The organism is Leptospira sp. GIMC2001 (assembly GCF_028462125.1).
In the GTDB taxonomy this organism is placed as follows: domain Bacteria; phylum Spirochaetota; class Leptospiria; order Leptospirales; family Leptospiraceae.
On record NZ_CP115468.1, the window covers coordinates 2,039,951 to 2,055,658 of the forward strand.

15 protein-coding genes are annotated in these 15,708 nt (G+C 36.4%); 4 read left to right on the forward strand and 11 right to left on the reverse strand.

Annotation, left to right across the window (positions count from 1 at the left end):
* Window position 1: 1 nt before the first annotated feature.
* The 4 genes from O4O04_RS10980 to ispH are packed head-to-tail and all read right to left on the reverse strand — an operon-like array spanning window position 2 to window position 4,816.
* A complete protein-coding gene (locus O4O04_RS10980; protein ID WP_272531724.1) occupies window positions 2-367 on the reverse strand; it encodes a response regulator in 366 nt (121 codons plus the stop codon).
* Between the two features lie 8 nt (window positions 368-375).
* Window positions 376-1,623 (reverse strand): hybrid sensor histidine kinase/response regulator, encoded by a 1,248-nt coding sequence (locus O4O04_RS10985; RefSeq protein ID WP_272531726.1) that lies wholly within the window; start codon window positions 1,621-1,623, stop codon window positions 376-378.
* 23 nt (window positions 1,624-1,646) lie between these two features.
* A complete protein-coding gene (locus O4O04_RS10990; RefSeq protein ID WP_272531727.1) occupies window positions 1,647-3,851 on the reverse strand; it encodes a PAS domain-containing sensor histidine kinase in 2,205 nt (734 codons plus the stop codon).
* 20 nt (window positions 3,852-3,871) lie between these two features.
* Complete coding sequence (gene ispH / locus O4O04_RS10995) at window positions 3,872-4,816, reverse strand: 4-hydroxy-3-methylbut-2-enyl diphosphate reductase (RefSeq protein WP_272536075.1); 945 nt, start codon at window positions 4,814-4,816, stop codon at window positions 3,872-3,874.
* 222 nt (window positions 4,817-5,038) lie between these two features.
* Here ispH and O4O04_RS11000 point away from each other — a divergent pair, with 222 nt between their 5' ends.
* Complete coding sequence (locus tag O4O04_RS11000; RefSeq protein ID WP_272531728.1) at window positions 5,039-5,887, forward strand: flagellin N-terminal helical domain-containing protein; 849 nt, start codon at window positions 5,039-5,041, stop codon at window positions 5,885-5,887.
* 54 nt (window positions 5,888-5,941) lie between these two features.
* Here the strand turns inward: O4O04_RS11000 and metW are convergent, their stop codons facing one another.
* Genes metW through O4O04_RS11015 form a run of 3 tightly spaced genes read right to left on the reverse strand, consistent with a single transcriptional unit; the run spans window position 5,942 to window position 8,958 of the window.
* Entirely contained in the window at window positions 5,942-6,538 is a 597-nt protein-coding gene (gene metW / locus O4O04_RS11005; RefSeq protein ID WP_272531729.1) for a methionine biosynthesis protein MetW, read from the reverse strand.
* Between the two features lie 2 nt (window positions 6,539-6,540).
* Window positions 6,541-7,647, reverse strand: coding sequence for a homoserine O-acetyltransferase MetX (metX, locus tag O4O04_RS11010; RefSeq protein ID WP_272531730.1), 1,107 nt, complete (start codon window positions 7,645-7,647; stop codon window positions 6,541-6,543).
* 6 nt (window positions 7,648-7,653) lie between these two features.
* On the reverse strand, window positions 7,654-8,958 hold the full coding sequence (locus O4O04_RS11015) for an O-acetylhomoserine aminocarboxypropyltransferase/cysteine synthase family protein (RefSeq protein ID WP_272531731.1): 1,305 nt from the start codon (window positions 8,956-8,958) through the stop codon (window positions 7,654-7,656).
* Window positions 8,959-9,126: 168 nt separating this feature from the next.
* Here O4O04_RS11015 and O4O04_RS11020 point away from each other — a divergent pair, with 168 nt between their 5' ends.
* Window positions 9,127-10,776 (forward strand): hypothetical protein, encoded by a 1,650-nt coding sequence (locus O4O04_RS11020; RefSeq protein WP_272531732.1) that lies wholly within the window; start codon window positions 9,127-9,129, stop codon window positions 10,774-10,776.
* Here O4O04_RS11020 and O4O04_RS11025 read toward each other — a convergent pair.
* Window positions 10,756-11,547, reverse strand: coding sequence for a 16S rRNA (uracil(1498)-N(3))-methyltransferase (locus O4O04_RS11025; RefSeq protein ID WP_272531733.1), 792 nt, complete (start codon window positions 11,545-11,547; stop codon window positions 10,756-10,758). The genes O4O04_RS11020 and O4O04_RS11025 overlap by 21 nt on opposite strands.
* A 28-nt stretch (window positions 11,548-11,575) precedes the next feature.
* Here O4O04_RS11025 and O4O04_RS11030 point away from each other — a divergent pair, with 28 nt between their 5' ends.
* A complete protein-coding gene (locus tag O4O04_RS11030; RefSeq protein WP_272531734.1) occupies window positions 11,576-12,409 on the forward strand; it encodes a leucine-rich repeat domain-containing protein in 834 nt (277 codons plus the stop codon).
* 36 nt (window positions 12,410-12,445) lie between these two features.
* Here the strand turns inward: O4O04_RS11030 and O4O04_RS11035 are convergent, their stop codons facing one another.
* The 3 genes from O4O04_RS11035 to O4O04_RS11045 form a co-directional block, all read right to left on the reverse strand.
* Complete coding sequence (locus O4O04_RS11035; protein ID WP_272531735.1) at window positions 12,446-12,871, reverse strand: hypothetical protein; 426 nt, start codon at window positions 12,869-12,871, stop codon at window positions 12,446-12,448.
* Between the two features lie 6 nt (window positions 12,872-12,877).
* A complete protein-coding gene (gene fcpB, locus O4O04_RS11040; RefSeq protein ID WP_272531736.1) occupies window positions 12,878-13,708 on the reverse strand; it encodes a flagellar-coiling protein FcpB in 831 nt (276 codons plus the stop codon).
* 128 nt (window positions 13,709-13,836) lie between these two features.
* On the reverse strand, window positions 13,837-15,117 hold the full coding sequence (locus O4O04_RS11045) for an AAA family ATPase (RefSeq protein WP_272531737.1): 1,281 nt from the start codon (window positions 15,115-15,117) through the stop codon (window positions 13,837-13,839).
* A 91-nt stretch (window positions 15,118-15,208) separates the two neighbouring features.
* Between O4O04_RS11045 and fliN the strand changes: the two genes are divergently transcribed.
* Window positions 15,209-15,703 carry a flagellar motor switch protein FliN gene (gene fliN, locus O4O04_RS11050; RefSeq protein WP_272531739.1) on the forward strand — a complete coding sequence of 165 codons (495 nt, stop codon included), beginning with the start codon at window positions 15,209-15,211 and terminating at the stop codon, window positions 15,701-15,703.
* The last annotated feature ends 5 nt before the right edge of the window (window positions 15,704-15,708 follow it).

Here is a 15,708-nt window from a genome sequence, read left to right on the forward strand (position 1 = left end):
ATTATCCTAGTAATTTAGAAATTGTAGAAAGTAAATCTTCGGGCGAGAAGGGTTTAGTTAGCCAAGCACGAGCGCCAGCTTCTAAACCAAGTTTCTTTTTATCGTCTTGTGATTCTGTCGTAAGCATAATGATTGGAGTGAATTTATGTATAGGATCTGTTTTTATACTTTTTACAAATTCAATCCCATCCATATTCGGCATATTCATATCGGATACAATCAAATCCACTTTGGTCGTTTTCAATTTCTCCAAAGCATCCAATCCATCAACTGCTTCAATGATTTCAAAAGCTGCGGTTTTTAGATGAACGGTTACAATTTTACGAAAAACTGCAGAATCATCAATAATCAAAATTTTCTTAGACACTCATTACCTCATAGTATCGGAATAAAACATTCTGCTAGAACGCAGAGCTCAACTGTATCTGACGTATGATCTTTCGCATTATGGATAAAAAATAATCCATTGTGTTTATTTAAAATATGTTCAACCATTGTAAGCCCTAAACCAATTCCAAATCTCTCGATTTTGTTCACGGCTTCCACCGGTGGATGGATACGAAAGAAAGGTTGGAGGACATACTTTTCCATATCTTCTGGAATTCCGCCATAACTATCATTTTTCACTTCATTCTTAACAGAAATAATCAAGTAGCCGCGATTAACATGAGAGTAGAAATCAATATGAGAATTCTCTTTGCAATATTTAAAAGCATTTAATCCCAATTCCTCAAAAACCATGCCCATTATATCTATATCTATATTAATTTTGCAAGGAGAATTGAGTTTAGAGAAATTAAAGTTAACCTTCTTTGAATCTAGATAAGGATTGATGATTTCACAAAAAGATTTGAGCTTGTCAACAAATTCTGCTCCAGATATTGATTTCAACTTAAGATCATAATCTAGTAGTTCAGAAACCTTATTGATTCCATTCAACATATTCTGGGTGATTTCATTATTCTCATAGAGTATAGAAAGAATTTCTGGGTCTACCGATACTCGTCCATCCTCTAAGGATTGAGAAGTTGACTTGATCATATCCACCAAAGTAGTCATCGCTCCAAAGCCTGAGCCTTGAGAAAGGGAAGTCTTTAGATTGTAGATTGAATTTTTCTCAATGGAGTCAGTACCCTTTTTGCGAAGATTCTCTTTGTAATTGAGCCATTCTAATTGACTGCGGAGTTTATTGCTCTCCATCTGATTCAAATTTTTTTCTACATCTTTAAGGTAACGGAATTCTAGAGCTTTATTCAGTGTTTTTTGGAAAACTTCCGGAAAAATGGGTTTGATAATATAATCAAACACTCCTTTCTTCATGATCTCTATAATGGTCTCTGTGCTATCGAGAGCTGTTTGAACCAAAACTATTGCTTCATTATCAATTTCTTTTAGTTTGTCGATGAATGTGTTGCCATCCATCACGGGCATCATTAGATCCACAATAAATAGAGAGTATTTCTTCTTAGCTAACATCTCTAGTGCAATCTGTCCATTACCTGCAATGTCTGCTTCTACCTTCATCTGTCGAATCAGACCGAGCAGTAGGGCTTGGTTTTCAACTCTATCTTCAACGATTAGAATGGGTTCTTGAGGACGTCTTTGTTTATTCTGGTTGTTCATGGTAAATCTATTGCCTACTCACTTTAGGCTAATGGTAAAAAGAAATAAAATGTTGTATTCGAAGCATCCGAGCTGATTTCCATCCAGCCGCCCATTGCCTCAACCAATTTTTTCGTTATTGCTAAACCAAGTCCTGTTCCTTGATTATCGGCTTGCATTGGGTCATTAATTTGAATGAATTTCTCAAAAATTTTTTGCTGATTTTTTTTCTCGATTATCTGTCCAACATCTGAAATTGCAATCCCATAAAAATTTTTTCCTGATTTTTTCTTCTCATGTCCTTCAATACTAATCGTATTGTTAGAATCTGAAAATTTTACAGCATTTGATAACAAATTTAGCAATATTTGTTTGATTCGTTTCTCATCTCCTATCACCTTAATACTAGGTTCAAGAATCTGGTTTTTGATTGTAATTCCTTTCAATACTGCTTGGGATTGCATTATGTCGGTACATAAATTAATGATCGAAACCAATTGGATATTTTCAAAAAGCAAATCCATCTTTCCAGCTTCAATTTTGGATAGATCCAGGATTTCATTGATCAATTTGAGAAGATGAGTCCCCGAAGAATGAATATATTCTAAGTATTTTCGTTCATCCTCTGAATTCGGATTCGGAGTAATGAGTTGTGAGAAACCCAGTATGGAATTCAAGGGGGTTCGCAATTCATGACTCATATTCGCAAGAAAATTTGATTTTGCTAAATTGGCAGACTCTGCCTTTTCTTTAGCTTCGATTAGATCACGAGTCCTCTCGACTACCAATGACTGCAAATGATCTCTATGCTGTTCCACTTCTTTCAAAATTTGCGTTCTCTCTAAAAAAGCTCCGATCCAATAAGAAGCAGTCTTCATTAGAAGAATGTCATCAGGTGTCCAGACTCGCTCAGGATTGTCTTCAAACAGACAAATATAATGATCTTTGGATTGGCTCGAATAAATTCTTATCAAAATAAAAGTCTGAGTATTCCATAATTTCAAAAGTTCTGACTTAGATGGATGTTCACCGATTTCACTCGAAAGAATGGCATCTGTTTTTAGAGATTCAATCCATTCAGTAGGTAACTGAAAATGACTCGAAATTTTACTTTTTTTGTTTCTTCGAAAACAAATACTAGGTTCAAACATTCTCTCTTGGGAATTTTCTTCAATATTACGAAATAAAAAAATTCCACCGACATCAGAAAAAATATACAGTTGTTCGACGGCTTGTTCTAGCGTATCGTCCGATGGATTGGCATAGAGAAGAATCTGAGAAATTGCTGCCAGTCCAATTTCATATCGCAGCCGTTTGTTGATTTCTTTTTCCCGAATGACTTTTTCTGTAATATCTCTCTGAGTAGAAATATAATGAGTGATCTCGCCAAACTGATTTTTTACGGGCGAGATATTCCATTCAACTTGATATGAAGTTCCGTCCTTTCTGTAGTTTGTCGATTCTCCTTGAAAGGTTTTTTCTTTTAAAAGGCTCTCCTTGAGATTGCGTAAGAAAATTGGATCAGTTTTGTGACCTTGAAAAATTCTGGGAGTTTGACCAATAATCTCATCTCGGCTATAACCAGTCATTCTTAGAAAGGAAGTATTCACGTAGACAATATGTGGTCCTGGTCTATCCAATTTTCCATCAGTTATGAGTATGCTTTCCTGGCTTTGCTCAATCGCTTCTTGCAAAAGATTTAATTCATTTCGACTTGCATATTTTTCGAAGATGCTGGATATCAATCGGGCAAATTGGGTAAATAATTTTATTTCGTATTTTTCCCATTCAGGCTCAGTCGTTAAGGCTATAGTAACAATACTTTGTAATTTATTTTTAACTATAATTGGTAAATTAATTTCATGGAATTTATTACCAAGATTATCATAAGATAGACCGGGTTGACCATTCTTCAACTTGGAGAGCAATACCATAGAGTCTAAATCTTTAAAATTAAATTCAATGGATTGGGTTATTGTATCTTTACGTGAAGAAAGCTGTGGATTGAAATGCTTATTTGAAGATACCGATTCTTTAAATAGAATTGGTAATAGTTCAAAGTAATAAACGTTCTCAGCAAAGCATCCACGGTCTAAAAGCCTAAGTATTCTTGGAATCTGAGATCGAATGGAGAGCCCAGGTTCATTGGCTATTTGAAAAGAACGATTGAGAATTTTCTCATATAAATTGCGCCTTCTGTATTGAGTATTGAATAAATTTTCTCGTCCAGAATTAGATTGCCTAGTCAATTTATATTTCTCAACGTTGATTATTCCTGAATCAAAATTTTCGGTAATTTAAAGTTCATTGTATCTTCTCTAGATTCGGGGAAGAGAGAAATATCAAGACCTGTAAATTCAGCGCTCAATTTGTTGCAGATTTCATCGACAAGAATCTGCGGAGAAGATGCGCCTGCTGTAATACCAATTGTTTCAATATTATTCTCGAGTATCATTTTATGAATATCTAGCTCTTCGGCTGAGCTGATTCGAAAAGATAGAGGTTTGGTTTTCTGTGCTAATTGAAGCAGTCTGAGCGAATTAGAACTATTATTTGCTCCAATCACAATCATTGCATCTACAGCGTCTATCATTTGAGTTACAGCTTCTTGTCTTTCGGTAGTCGCATAACATATATCATCCTTTGCTGGATGTTCAACAAAAGGGAAAACTTCTGCAATTTTATCTACAATTTTTTTGGTATCGGATACACTCAGAGTTGTCTGCATTAAGTAGGTCAAAGGTTTGGACGGATCGATTTTATCTTTTAGGTCTTGTACTTCTTCGGGTGATTCCACAAGAAACATAGGCGCTTCTCCCATTGTTCCAATTGCTTCGTCATGACCATGATGGCCTATATAGATGAATTGATGGGTATCCTTGAGATTTTTTGCCTTTCTATGAACTCGAGTTACTAATGGGCATGTAGCATCTCCCACTTTCATATTTCTTTTTTTTGCTTCTTCAACAACAGCTGGTGAAACTCCATGAGCACTGAATATGACAGTTGATCCTTCTGGTGCTTCACTTAAATCCTCAATAAATTGAATTCCTCTTTTTTTCATGTCTTCAACAACTCGTCTATTGTGAACGATTTCTTTTCTAACATAAACGGGTTGTTGAGATTCTTCATGAACTTTATCTACATATGATATAGCGTATTTTACTCCAGCACAAAAACCTCTAGGATTTGCGAGATAGACTTTCTTAAGCAATGGTTGACCTCTATTGAAAAATTCTCCTAACTCACGCAAGCAGTCAATCATTTTTGAACCATAAGTGACATAGTGATTGTTTGGAGGATATGAGGTTTATTCTTTTTTCGAGAGAAAAAATGCATAATCGAAATTGAGAAATCAGACGATTTTTGATTATGTAAAGGCCACGGAAGGCCTTGTCTCTGAACTTTTTTCAGACGGATTCAAGGAGGAAACCGGATGATTATTAACCACAATATAAGCGCTATCTTCGCTCACCGCACATTGAAATACAATGATGCAATGTTAAGCAAAGATATTGAGAAACTCTCGTCAGGAATGAGAATCAACCGAGCAGGGGATGATGCCTCTGGTTTGGCTGTATCAGAAAAGATGAGAACTCAGGTTTCAGGTCTACGTAGAGCTGAGATGAACACAGAAGACGGTATGTCAATGATTCAGACTACTGAAGGTTACCTTCAAGAGACTCATGAAATTGTCCAAAGGATTCGTGTTCTTTCTGTACAAGCTGCCAACGGTATTTATACCGAGGAAGATAGACAACAGATCCAAGTTGAAGTTTCTCAGTTGATTGATGAGATCGATCGAATTGCTTCACAAGCAGAATTCAACAAAATGAAACTCCTAACTGGAGCTTTCGGAAGGTTGAATCCTACTGCAAGTATGTGGTTCCATATGGGCGCGAACATGCACCAAAGAGAAAGAGTTTATATTCAAACTATGAACACTGCTGCTTTGGGTCTTCGTAACCCAACTGTTTTGACTTTTATCTCGCTATCAACTGCAGGTAAAGCTAACTCAGTGATCGGACTTTGTGATGATGCACTTCGTGTGATCTCTAAACAAAGAGCAGATCTTGGAGCTTATTACAATCGTTTGGAGCATGCTGCAAAAGGACTTCTCAATGCGTATGAGAACATCCAAGCGGCAGAGTCTAGAATTAGAGATACTGATATGGCAGAGCAAATGACTAGCTTTACCAGATATCAAATCTTGACACAGGCTGCAAACTCCATGTTAGCTCAAGCTAACGTGAAGAACCAAATGGTCATGAGACTACTGCAATAAAATCGCCGTACAACTCTGAGGCCCGAAGAAGGAAACTTTTTCGGGCTTTTTTTTTTAATCTTGAATGATATATAAAGATAGGTCACAGATTAGATTTGGAATAATTTTAATTTGTTTATCCTTTCTAAAGAATGCAGTTCCTGTTATTCGAATATTTTCATATTCGCAGAAAGATTTAAAATCTAGATTTGATAGAAAATGGAGATTGGGTGTATCGTACCAGTGGTAGGGCATGAGCGGAGTCACTGGAGTTTGTCCATCACGAAGAATAGTATAGCGAATTTTCCAATGACCAAAATTTGGGAAAGCAATTATGACTTTTTTTCCAATTCTCAATGTTTCCCGAATGATTTTGCCCGGATTAAGAGTTTGTTGAATTGTCTGATTCAATATTACATAGTCAAAACTTTTATCCAAGTGATGAGTGAGGCCTCGATCAATGTCTCCATGGTGAACATACAATCCTTTTTCTACGCAAGAAATTACACAATTCTCATCGCGTTCGATTCCTTGGCACCTAACTCCTTTCTTACGAAGAATCTCCATAAGTTCGCCATTTCCACAACCTAAATCGAGAATCCTTTCTCCGGGCTCAATAAGGTTTTCGATAAACCGAAAATCTGGTCTGTTTTTATAAATATTACCCAGCAACTTTAATTGATCTCCGAATGATTGAGAAAACCTTGTAGAACTTTCGTCTGATCATTGCTTGGAAGTAGAAAAGAATCATGTCCTTCTTCTGTTTCCAACTCACAGTATGCAACTGGAACAGCATTCACTTCCAATGCATTTACAATTTCCCGTGATTGATAGGGAGGATAGAGCCAATCAGAACTGTAGGCAAGTATAAGAAAACGAGATTTTACTTTTGATAAAGACTGACTCAATTCCTTACCAGTTCCAAGTGAGAAGTGATCTAGAGCTTTCGTAACATAAATATAACTATTTGCATCGAACCGATCTACAAAGGATTCACCTTGATAGATCAAATAGCTTCCTACTGCAAAATCAGTGTTTTTGATATTTCCACGCGGAGGCTTACGACCAAATTTTTCTCTCATCACTTGATCAGATAAATAAGTAACATGACCAACCATCCGTGCAATGGATAGACCTTTATTGGGTTTATTGTGAATTGAGTATTCCCCATTATTCCAATTTGGATCCGCCATAATTGCTTGGCGTCCAACTTCATTGAATGCAATTTGCTGTGCAGAATGTTCGGAAGTAGATGCCATAACAATGCAATTTTTAACTTTATCTGGATATGTGACTGCCCATTGAAGAGCCTGCATCCCACCCATTGATCCCCCACATACAGCAAACAATTGTTTGATGCCAAAATGTTCAATTAATAGATTTTGTGCACGTATCATATCCACAATAGATACAAAAGGGAAGGTCGATTTATAAGCTTCATTCGTTTTTGGATTGATTGATAGTGGGCCACTCGAACCCATACAACCTCCAACAACATTCGTAGAAATTACAAAATATCGATTTGTATCAAGGGCTTTACCTGGTCCAATATAATAATCCCACCAACCTGGTCGCTTATCTCCAGGATGAAATCCAGCAGCATGAGCATCTCCCGATAGAGCATGGCAGACAAGTATTGCGTTGGATTTGCTCTCATTCAATTGTCCATAAGTCTCATACGCAATTTCCATAGGATTGACCACCTCCCCATTTTCCAAGGAGAGGCCCGGCAATTCTATGGTTTTTGTTTCGACTATTCCAATCGAATCAGTATTGAGCATTCTAAATTAGATTTTACTAAAACCCTCTTCAAGGTCGAGTAGAATATCATCAATATGTTCTAGACCAACCGATAAGCGAACAAATCCAGGAGTTACTCCCGAGCTAATTTGCTCTTCACCAGTTAGCTGTGAATGAGTAGTTGAAGCTGGATGGATGGCTAGTGACTTCGCATCTCCAATATTTGCAAGCAGGGAAAAAAGTTCCAAGCTATCAATAAATTTCTTAGCTTTTTCAAGTCCACCTTTGATTTCAAAACCGACAATCGCTCCAAACAAGTTGCGATGATGATATTTTTTTGCAATCGCATAATTCTTATCAGATGGCAAACCAGGATAAGAGACCCACTCAACTTTTGGATGTTTTTGCAAAAATTCTGCAACTTTCAATGCATTACTAGAATGTCTTTCCATTCTTAGAGGAAGTGTTTCGATGCCTTGTAGAATTTGCCAAGCATTGAAAGGCGAGATAGCGGGACCAAGATCACGCAATCCTTGCACTCTAGCTTTGATGATATAAGCAATATTCACATCACCAAATGGTTCGAATTTACCAAATACATCCCAAAACTTCAAACCATGGTAAGAAGGATCTGGATCTGTAAATCCTTTGAATTTTCCATTGCCCCAATTGAAAGTACCAGCATCAACAATGATACCGCCAATACTTGTACCATGACCGCCAAGAAATTTTGTAAGGGACTCAACGACAATATCAGCACCATGTTTAATTGGATTCACAAGAAATGGCGATGGCATAGTATTATCTACGATTAGAGGAACACCTGAATCGTGAGCAATTTTTGCTACTTTCTCAATATCAATGGTATCAAGTTTAGGATTTCCAAGTGTTTCTATATAAAAAGCTCTTGTTTTATCATTTACAGCCTTTTTGAAATTTTCTGGATCTGATGGGTCAACGAAATGAACTTTAATTCCCATCTTCGGAAGAGTATAATGAAATAGATTGTAAGTTCCACCGTAGAGTGATGCAGAGGAAACAACTTCTTGACCAGATTCTACTATATTAAGAATTGCTAATGTCTCAGCTGACTGTCCTGAAGAAGTCGCAAGGGCGGCAACTCCGCCTTCTAACGCCGCAACGCGTTTTTCCAAAACATCTGTGGTTGGATTCATTAATCGAGTGTAGATATTTCCAAATTCCTGCAATCCGAACAGTCTTGCAGCATGATCGGTGTCTTTGAAAACATAAGAAGTAGTTTGATAGATTGGTAGAGCCCGAGACGTAGTTGTTGGGTCCGGTTCTTGTCCGCCATGCAATGCGATTGTTTCTGGTTTAAAATTTCTAGCCATTGAGATACTCCGTGAGAACTTTTCCATACCATACTGGAAATATCTAGAATTTAGTCAAGGTAAATTCACTATTACAGAAATTAATTCCGTTTTCCTGGATTTTTACTTGAGGAATACAAATAAGATAAACTAGATAAATTTGACAAAAGATTCGCGGATATTTCAATATTGTCCTCTGAGAATTCGATATTTAAAGGGATGGGAACCAAATTATTTTCGCAAACAATACTATTATTGTCTATATTTTTGGTTCAATCAGTATATGCTGAGGCATGGGTTCCGACATCTAAAGCATCCAGAAAAGAAACAAGTTTCACTATGGATTACGGTGGCGTATCTAACGATAACGACTACTTTCTGCATCTATCTCCAAACTTATCTTATAATCTCAATGAAGAATTTGGATTGTCTTTATCTCTTCCTCTCAATCTCTTAATGCTTGATAACGAGCCAAAACTCGAGACTTCAAGAACCGGCCAACTTAGAGAATATGATTATAATGAGGCTGCAGATTATTTCCGAGTGATCAACTATATCTGGTATGGACAATATGAACGTGAGGCTCCGGGCAAACTCACATATTCGCTATATGTTGGAGATATTCGAGATGGTAGAATTGGACATGGAACCATTGTAAACCAATATTATAATAATGTGAGATTCGATGTTTATAATGCTGGAGTTCTTGCAGATTTTAATTCGGACTATGTTGGAGTTCAATTCTTTTCAAATTCTTTATATTCGAGAGATGTAAATGCTGCACGAGTTTATATCAAACCTCTTGCACTTGGAAGACTAATCTACCGACTCTACAATTATATAACTGTAGAATGGGAAGAAGAGGATGAAGATGATTACGAATACATAGGAATGATGCAATCCAGGGGCAATGTTGTCGATGAAGCTGGACGAAAATCTGTGATAGAAGAGGTAGATCCGTTAAAAAGGAAGCGGCGGCGACCTATTCCAAGGCAAGTCTCTAAATACAGCAAAATGGAAATCGAAGAAAATGATGCTTGGTACAATCGACTAACAATTGGTACTACAAGAAGTTTTGATAGCAATAAGCCTTATGACCTTCAATACTCACAGACTGGAATCCCTACCAGGCAAGAAAATCGCGACCTCCCCATAGTTGCAGAAAATGGAAAAGTAAATATTGAAGGATATGATATAGAATATCGTCTTTTGAATATGAAATACTGGGAATTTACTCCCTATATGGATGTAAACCGTATTCGTGAACTGGAAAATTCCGGTGGAACTCATTATGGATTTATGGCAAGGTTTGGTGATAAAGATATAAACGTCGTATTCAAGCCAGAACTCCGAAGAATGAGTAGTAATTATATACCTATGTATTTTGACTCTTTTTATGAAGTGGAAAGATTTCATGGCAACCTAACATCAACTGATCCTATGATTCCGAAATTTCGTGATGCTGAAGGAAAACCTACTTCAGGAGGTATCAGTGGATACTTTCATACATTGCTATTAAACTACTATGGCTATAGCTTAGAAGCGAGTTTTGAGAAATATGAAGGTGAAAGAAATTCACGGATTTTTCTTGCGTCATACATTCCATTAGGAAGCAATTTAACATTATCATTTTTCTATACTAAAAAAGGATTCGATGGAACAGGGGAAGCATTCAAGTTAGATGATGCAAGTCTTGGAGCTGCAGAATTGTCCCTTCCCATTGGTCCAATTCAATTGCGATTGCAGAATCTAAGACGTTGGACTTATACGGATGGAGATCCTGGATTCAAATCATTCGATGAACAACGAATTTTGATGTCATCGTCTTTTGCTTTGTAGAGTAAAAAGCACAGCTGAAACAGCATATTCGGATCTAAGAATGCAATCTCCCAAATTGAAAATCTTTACGTTCTTTTGAATAAAATTATCCAAATCATTTTCTCGAAATCCGCTCTCGGATCCAAAAAATAGATTCATTCGAATATTTTTTTCTATTGATGACGCAAAGGATCGATCTTCAATTTTACTATATAAAACAATATTTTCCATCCAAGATAGAGTAGAAGATGGATCGAAGGCTATATTGATCGTCGATTCCGATTCGATTTCAAACTTATCATCATCTCTTCCAGAACGATATGAATCGATCTTGACAATTGGAATCATATATGAACCTGTTTGTTCCATACCGGTCATTACTTCTTGCCATATACCTTTTTCTTTATAAACAGGTGAGGTGAGATACTGGGCATTTTTACTATCTGGCAATAAAAATTTGACGTCTTCAACTCCGAATGCACCCGCAAGATGTAGAATTTTCTTCCCAGTTTGTGGTCTCGGTAGAGGCATAATTAGAGAAATGGAAGTCTTAGGTAGATTAGGAATTTCTTGACTAAAATTCTCCATTTCGAATTCAAATTTTCCAGTTACATAATTATTTATTTCCGTAATAAGAAATTTACCTCTGCCTTTATTGGGAATTATAGCTTTGACGGTATCATATTGAGTTTTCTTTAAAATTTCTTTAATATGAATTGATTTCTTTAAGTCTAAGACGTACTCGTTGAGTGAGCCTGTTTGTTCTTTTGGCTCAAGGATTATCCAATTCATAATCCAGAATTCCAAGCTTGAGGATGCCTTGAAATTAAAAAATTATCTATCTGATTCAGTTTGGGAAGGAAGAAAAAACAGAAAAATTTTGGATTTATCCGAGGCGAATCTATCTACACTTCCTGAAGAACTTCAAGAATTTGAGAACTTAGAAGAACTATATCTTTCTAACAATAATTTAATTCGGCTTCCCATTTGGTTCCAACAATTTCATAAATTACGTGATCTTGATCTGCGAGGCAATTATTTTAGCGAATTCTCATATCTTCTTTTTTGCCTACCGAAATTAGAATTTCTCAACTTGGAAAAAAATCTCATTTCCGAGATTCCAAAAGAAATAATCAATCTTCCTGAATTGGAATATCTAGACATTTCCATGAATCGATTGAATTCTATAACGGATCTAATCGGTTATATGCGAAAATTGAGATACTTTCTTGCGGATAAGAATCAACTCAGTAATCTTCCTAAGACTCTAGGCAACTGTGAATCACTCACAAATCTTTATTTGGATGAGAATCGAATAGAAGAAATTCCTATAGATTTTGGCAATTTATTGAATCTAACTGATTTATATCTTCGCAATAATCGAATCACCTTTCTTCCAAAGGAATGCAAAGGTTGGGGCAAATTACAGTATATAGATTTAGATAATAATTTACTGACAAGTCTTCCGGATGAAGTAAAGTTCTGGGTTAATATTCAAGACATATACATTGCTCGTAATAAAATAACGGATTTTCCGGAAGGAATCTATCAACTAAAATCTCTACGTGAATTCATAATAAAAGGCAATCCGATTGCCGAGGAATCTATTAAAAAATTACAAACGAGCATACCGCAAGCAATTGTGTATTCTTGAAAATCACGTTCTGACAATATCCTTATAGAATGAAAGTTAAATCGAGTAGGGTGCTGGTTTTGCTGGATTGTCTTTCGAATCTTCAGGTGCTAAATCATCCTCATCTGATGATTTTTCCTTTGGTAGAGATTGCTCTCGTTCTTCGATTGAAATTGGATTAGGTTGTTTCTCGATTGCTAGATTGCAGTTTTTAACAATATATAATATTAGAATAAAATAAAGGGAAAATTCGATAAATTTCTTTATCTTTGATTTTTCTAGCCAAGAATTAGAAGTATCTTGAAAATATTTTTTGAATCTATCTTGATTGAGAATTTTTCTTTGTGGAAAACTTGTTGCATCAACACTAGGCGTGATCTCAAACCCAAATCCACAGCGAGGACAACGAATAAGAAGATCCCCCTCAATGAGGGGGATTCTTAATTCAACATTACAGCTGGGACAAGGTCTAACGTAATTCACAAATCCTTAATATTTAAGGGAATTCTTTAGAACCTCAACGTTTTTCTTATAATTTTTATTACCGTCTCTATCGTTGTAATCAAAAATTTTGGTAAAGAGTTTATCGAAGTAATCAATATGTTTTTTATAGAAGTCTCTCTTGAAGTTATTTCTGATTGGATTGGATTTTGTATTCTCAACATTTGATAGTAAATACTTTCCAACTCCTTTCTCAGATGGAGTTTCAGGAGTTCCATAAAGTGGGTAGTCATCATGTTGATAGAACAATTCCATTTTATCATTATGGTCTGGCTGAGTGTTTGGACCTTGATCTACGATCTCAGACATTGTTTTGTCTTCGATTTGGAAATCATATTGATAAATTCTTGATTTAGCTCTTGTTAGATTTCTCGGTGCTTCTTTTCTAGGATCAGTATCATCATTATTGGTTCCTTCATAGAACAAAATGATTTGCTTATTCTTAGGTCCTAAATTTCGCTCCGACTTCCCATCTTCAGATTTGATGAAGTCATAAACTTCAAGGTGAAGACAGTTATTATCTTTTGCTTCTTGATCAACTGCGATATCACATTTCATACCATCTGCTGAAGCTTTTCCTTTGTAAAGGACGGTTCTAAATGGAAGAGTTCTTACTTTCATTTTGAATAGAACTGTATGGCGTGTCAATTTTTCATTGAGCTTGAATATAGCCTCATCAATTTGCTTTTCAGTCTCAATGATTGATTGGCTTTCTTGAGAAGAATCAATACCTGCCGCTTTATTTGCAGCTGTATTGTCTTGTGCTCCTAATCCTACAACCATGAGGCTGAGTATTGTTAAAATGTATCTTATTTTCATGTCTCTATTGTCCTGTCTCCAGCTATTTTTCGAAGAATACCACTTTGATTTTTGCAAAATAGATATATCCTCATTCCTATTATCGGATTTAACAAATCGAAATTTATAGTACCGAAAAAAAAGAAGCCTCAATTCATAGGGTTGAATTCATTCGCTATTTGCCAATACATTTCGGGATCAGGAGCACTAGGAGGTAGTTTTTTTTCAATTAGAATGGTTGCCCACTTCCGTTCAACGTAATCGCAGTAATCTTTTAATTTTCTTCCAGATAGTCCATCGAGTTTTTCGGATATCTTTCGTCTAATCGGCTCACTCAAATGCATAGCAAATCCTTCCAAAATAGCAGACCTTTCAGAGGCATTGGGAAGGGGAACATAGATCGATTTGTCAAATCTGGATAGCAAGGCTGAATCAAGATCTTGCTTTCTGTTTGTTGCACCGATGGTAACAGAACCTGGTCTACCTTCAAATCCATCCAATTTTCGTAGCAGAACAGAAAGCATAGTCCTTGTTGCTTCAAACATACCATCTTCTCTTCTTCCAGCCAAAGAATCTATCTCATCAAGAAATACCAGTGACTGAGGAAAAAGTTGAGCAGCATCAAAAATTAATGCCAGATTCTGGGCACTTTCGCCAAAGTATTTGCTCATTATGGATTCAATCGGTACATAGATCATCGGAATTCCGCATTGGCAAGAAATCGCTTTGGATAATGTAGTTTTGCCAACTCCTGGTTCTCCTTCGAATAGAATTGCCCTTGGTCTGTTTGATGTCGGAAATTTCCTCGTAAGTTTCGATACTTCTGCGAAGGCTGATGGATTCTGCAGAGGCATGATGACAGTTTCCAGAATTTCTCGCTTGATTTCTTCATATCCAAATATATGATCAAAGTTGATTTCTTTTCCTTTGATTTTGGCTTCTTTTGGATCAAAAACTTCGATCCCAAGACTTCTGAGAACTTCATTCGGATTGATTTGTTTTTTAGTAAGATCTTGATTGAAAAATTTAAAGAGATCGAGAATTGCAAGTATCTCGTTTTCTTTGTAATTCCCACGCTTTGTTGCCTCAATCTCCATTTCAATTTTTCCGATGGAAAAGCGAATCTTAAGGTTGTCTGTTAAATTTTTGGTATCAAATAGATTCTCATTCAGAGCCTGAAAACAAAAATAGCGCGAATCTATTGTGTGTATTCGAATATTCTCAATATGATTTTTTAGTATTTGGAGAGAATCTAGTATTTTCTCTTTGTCTATGTTTTGGATTCTAAATTTAACTTTTGTTTCATTCCTCTCGAGAATCACTTCAGGAAAAGGAATTGTTTTGCCAGAAACGAGTGGATGGTTCGAAAATTCTCGAATAAGAGTTTCTTTGCAGGTTAGAAAATCAATTTCTTTTGGTTCGACAGGCATAAGGATTTATGTCCCAAATATAAGCTGGATTATCTATATGGAAAGCGATTTTTTCTTGTGAAGTTAGATCAAAATGGTCGAATAATGAAATATGGGTGAAGGTTCATTATCACAAGAAGATATCGACGCGCTCCTCGGTGGCGGGGATACGTCTGGTTCCGGAAAAGATGCACTAGCTGATTTGGATGCTCTGGTTGGTGGAGGCGGGGGCGGGTCTGGTGACTCTGACGGTGGACCTTCGTTTGCAGATATTGCAGCAGCATTAGGACCATCTGCAACTCCTTCTGCACCACCACCGAGAGCTCAATCTCGGGCTCAATCTGGTGGAGGTGGTAACACTGCTAACTTAAATTTACTTTTAGACGTAACACTTTCTCTCACAGTCGAACTCGGGAGAACAAATATGTTCATCAAAGATGTTTTACAGTTATCTGAGGGAACGATTGTAGAATTGGACAAAAATGTCGGAGAAGAACTCGATGTTCTCGCAAATGGCAAGCCGATAGGTCGTGGAAAATTGATTGTTCTGGACGATTATTACGGTGTTCAGATCACGCAAATTTTAGATCCAACAGAAAGATTATAGCTTGA

Bases quoted from the DNA above. Each gene is read 5' to 3' on its own strand.
- O4O04_RS11025 (WP_272531733.1), bottom strand. From the start codon at position 11,547: ATGAATTGGATAATCCTTGAGCCAAAAGAACAAACAGGCTCACTCAAC.
- O4O04_RS11045 (WP_272531737.1), bottom strand. From the start codon at position 15,117: ATGCCTGTCGAACCAAAAGAAATTGATTTTCTAACCTGCAAAGAAACT.
- metX (WP_272531730.1), bottom strand. From the start codon at position 7,647: ATGCTCAATACTGATTCGATTGGAATAGTCGAAACAAAAACCATAGAA.
- O4O04_RS11000 (WP_272531728.1), top strand. From the start codon at position 5,039: ATGATTATTAACCACAATATAAGCGCTATCTTCGCTCACCGCACATTG.
- O4O04_RS11015 (WP_272531731.1), bottom strand. From the start codon at position 8,958: ATGGCTAGAAATTTTAAACCAGAAACAATCGCATTGCATGGCGGACAA.
- fliN (WP_272531739.1), top strand. From the start codon at position 15,209: ATGGGTGAAGGTTCATTATCACAAGAAGATATCGACGCGCTCCTCGGT.
- fcpB (WP_272531736.1), bottom strand. From the start codon at position 13,708: ATGAAAATAAGATACATTTTAACAATACTCAGCCTCATGGTTGTAGGA.
- O4O04_RS10985 (WP_272531726.1), bottom strand. From the start codon at position 1,623: ATGAACAACCAGAATAAACAAAGACGTCCTCAAGAACCCATTCTAATC.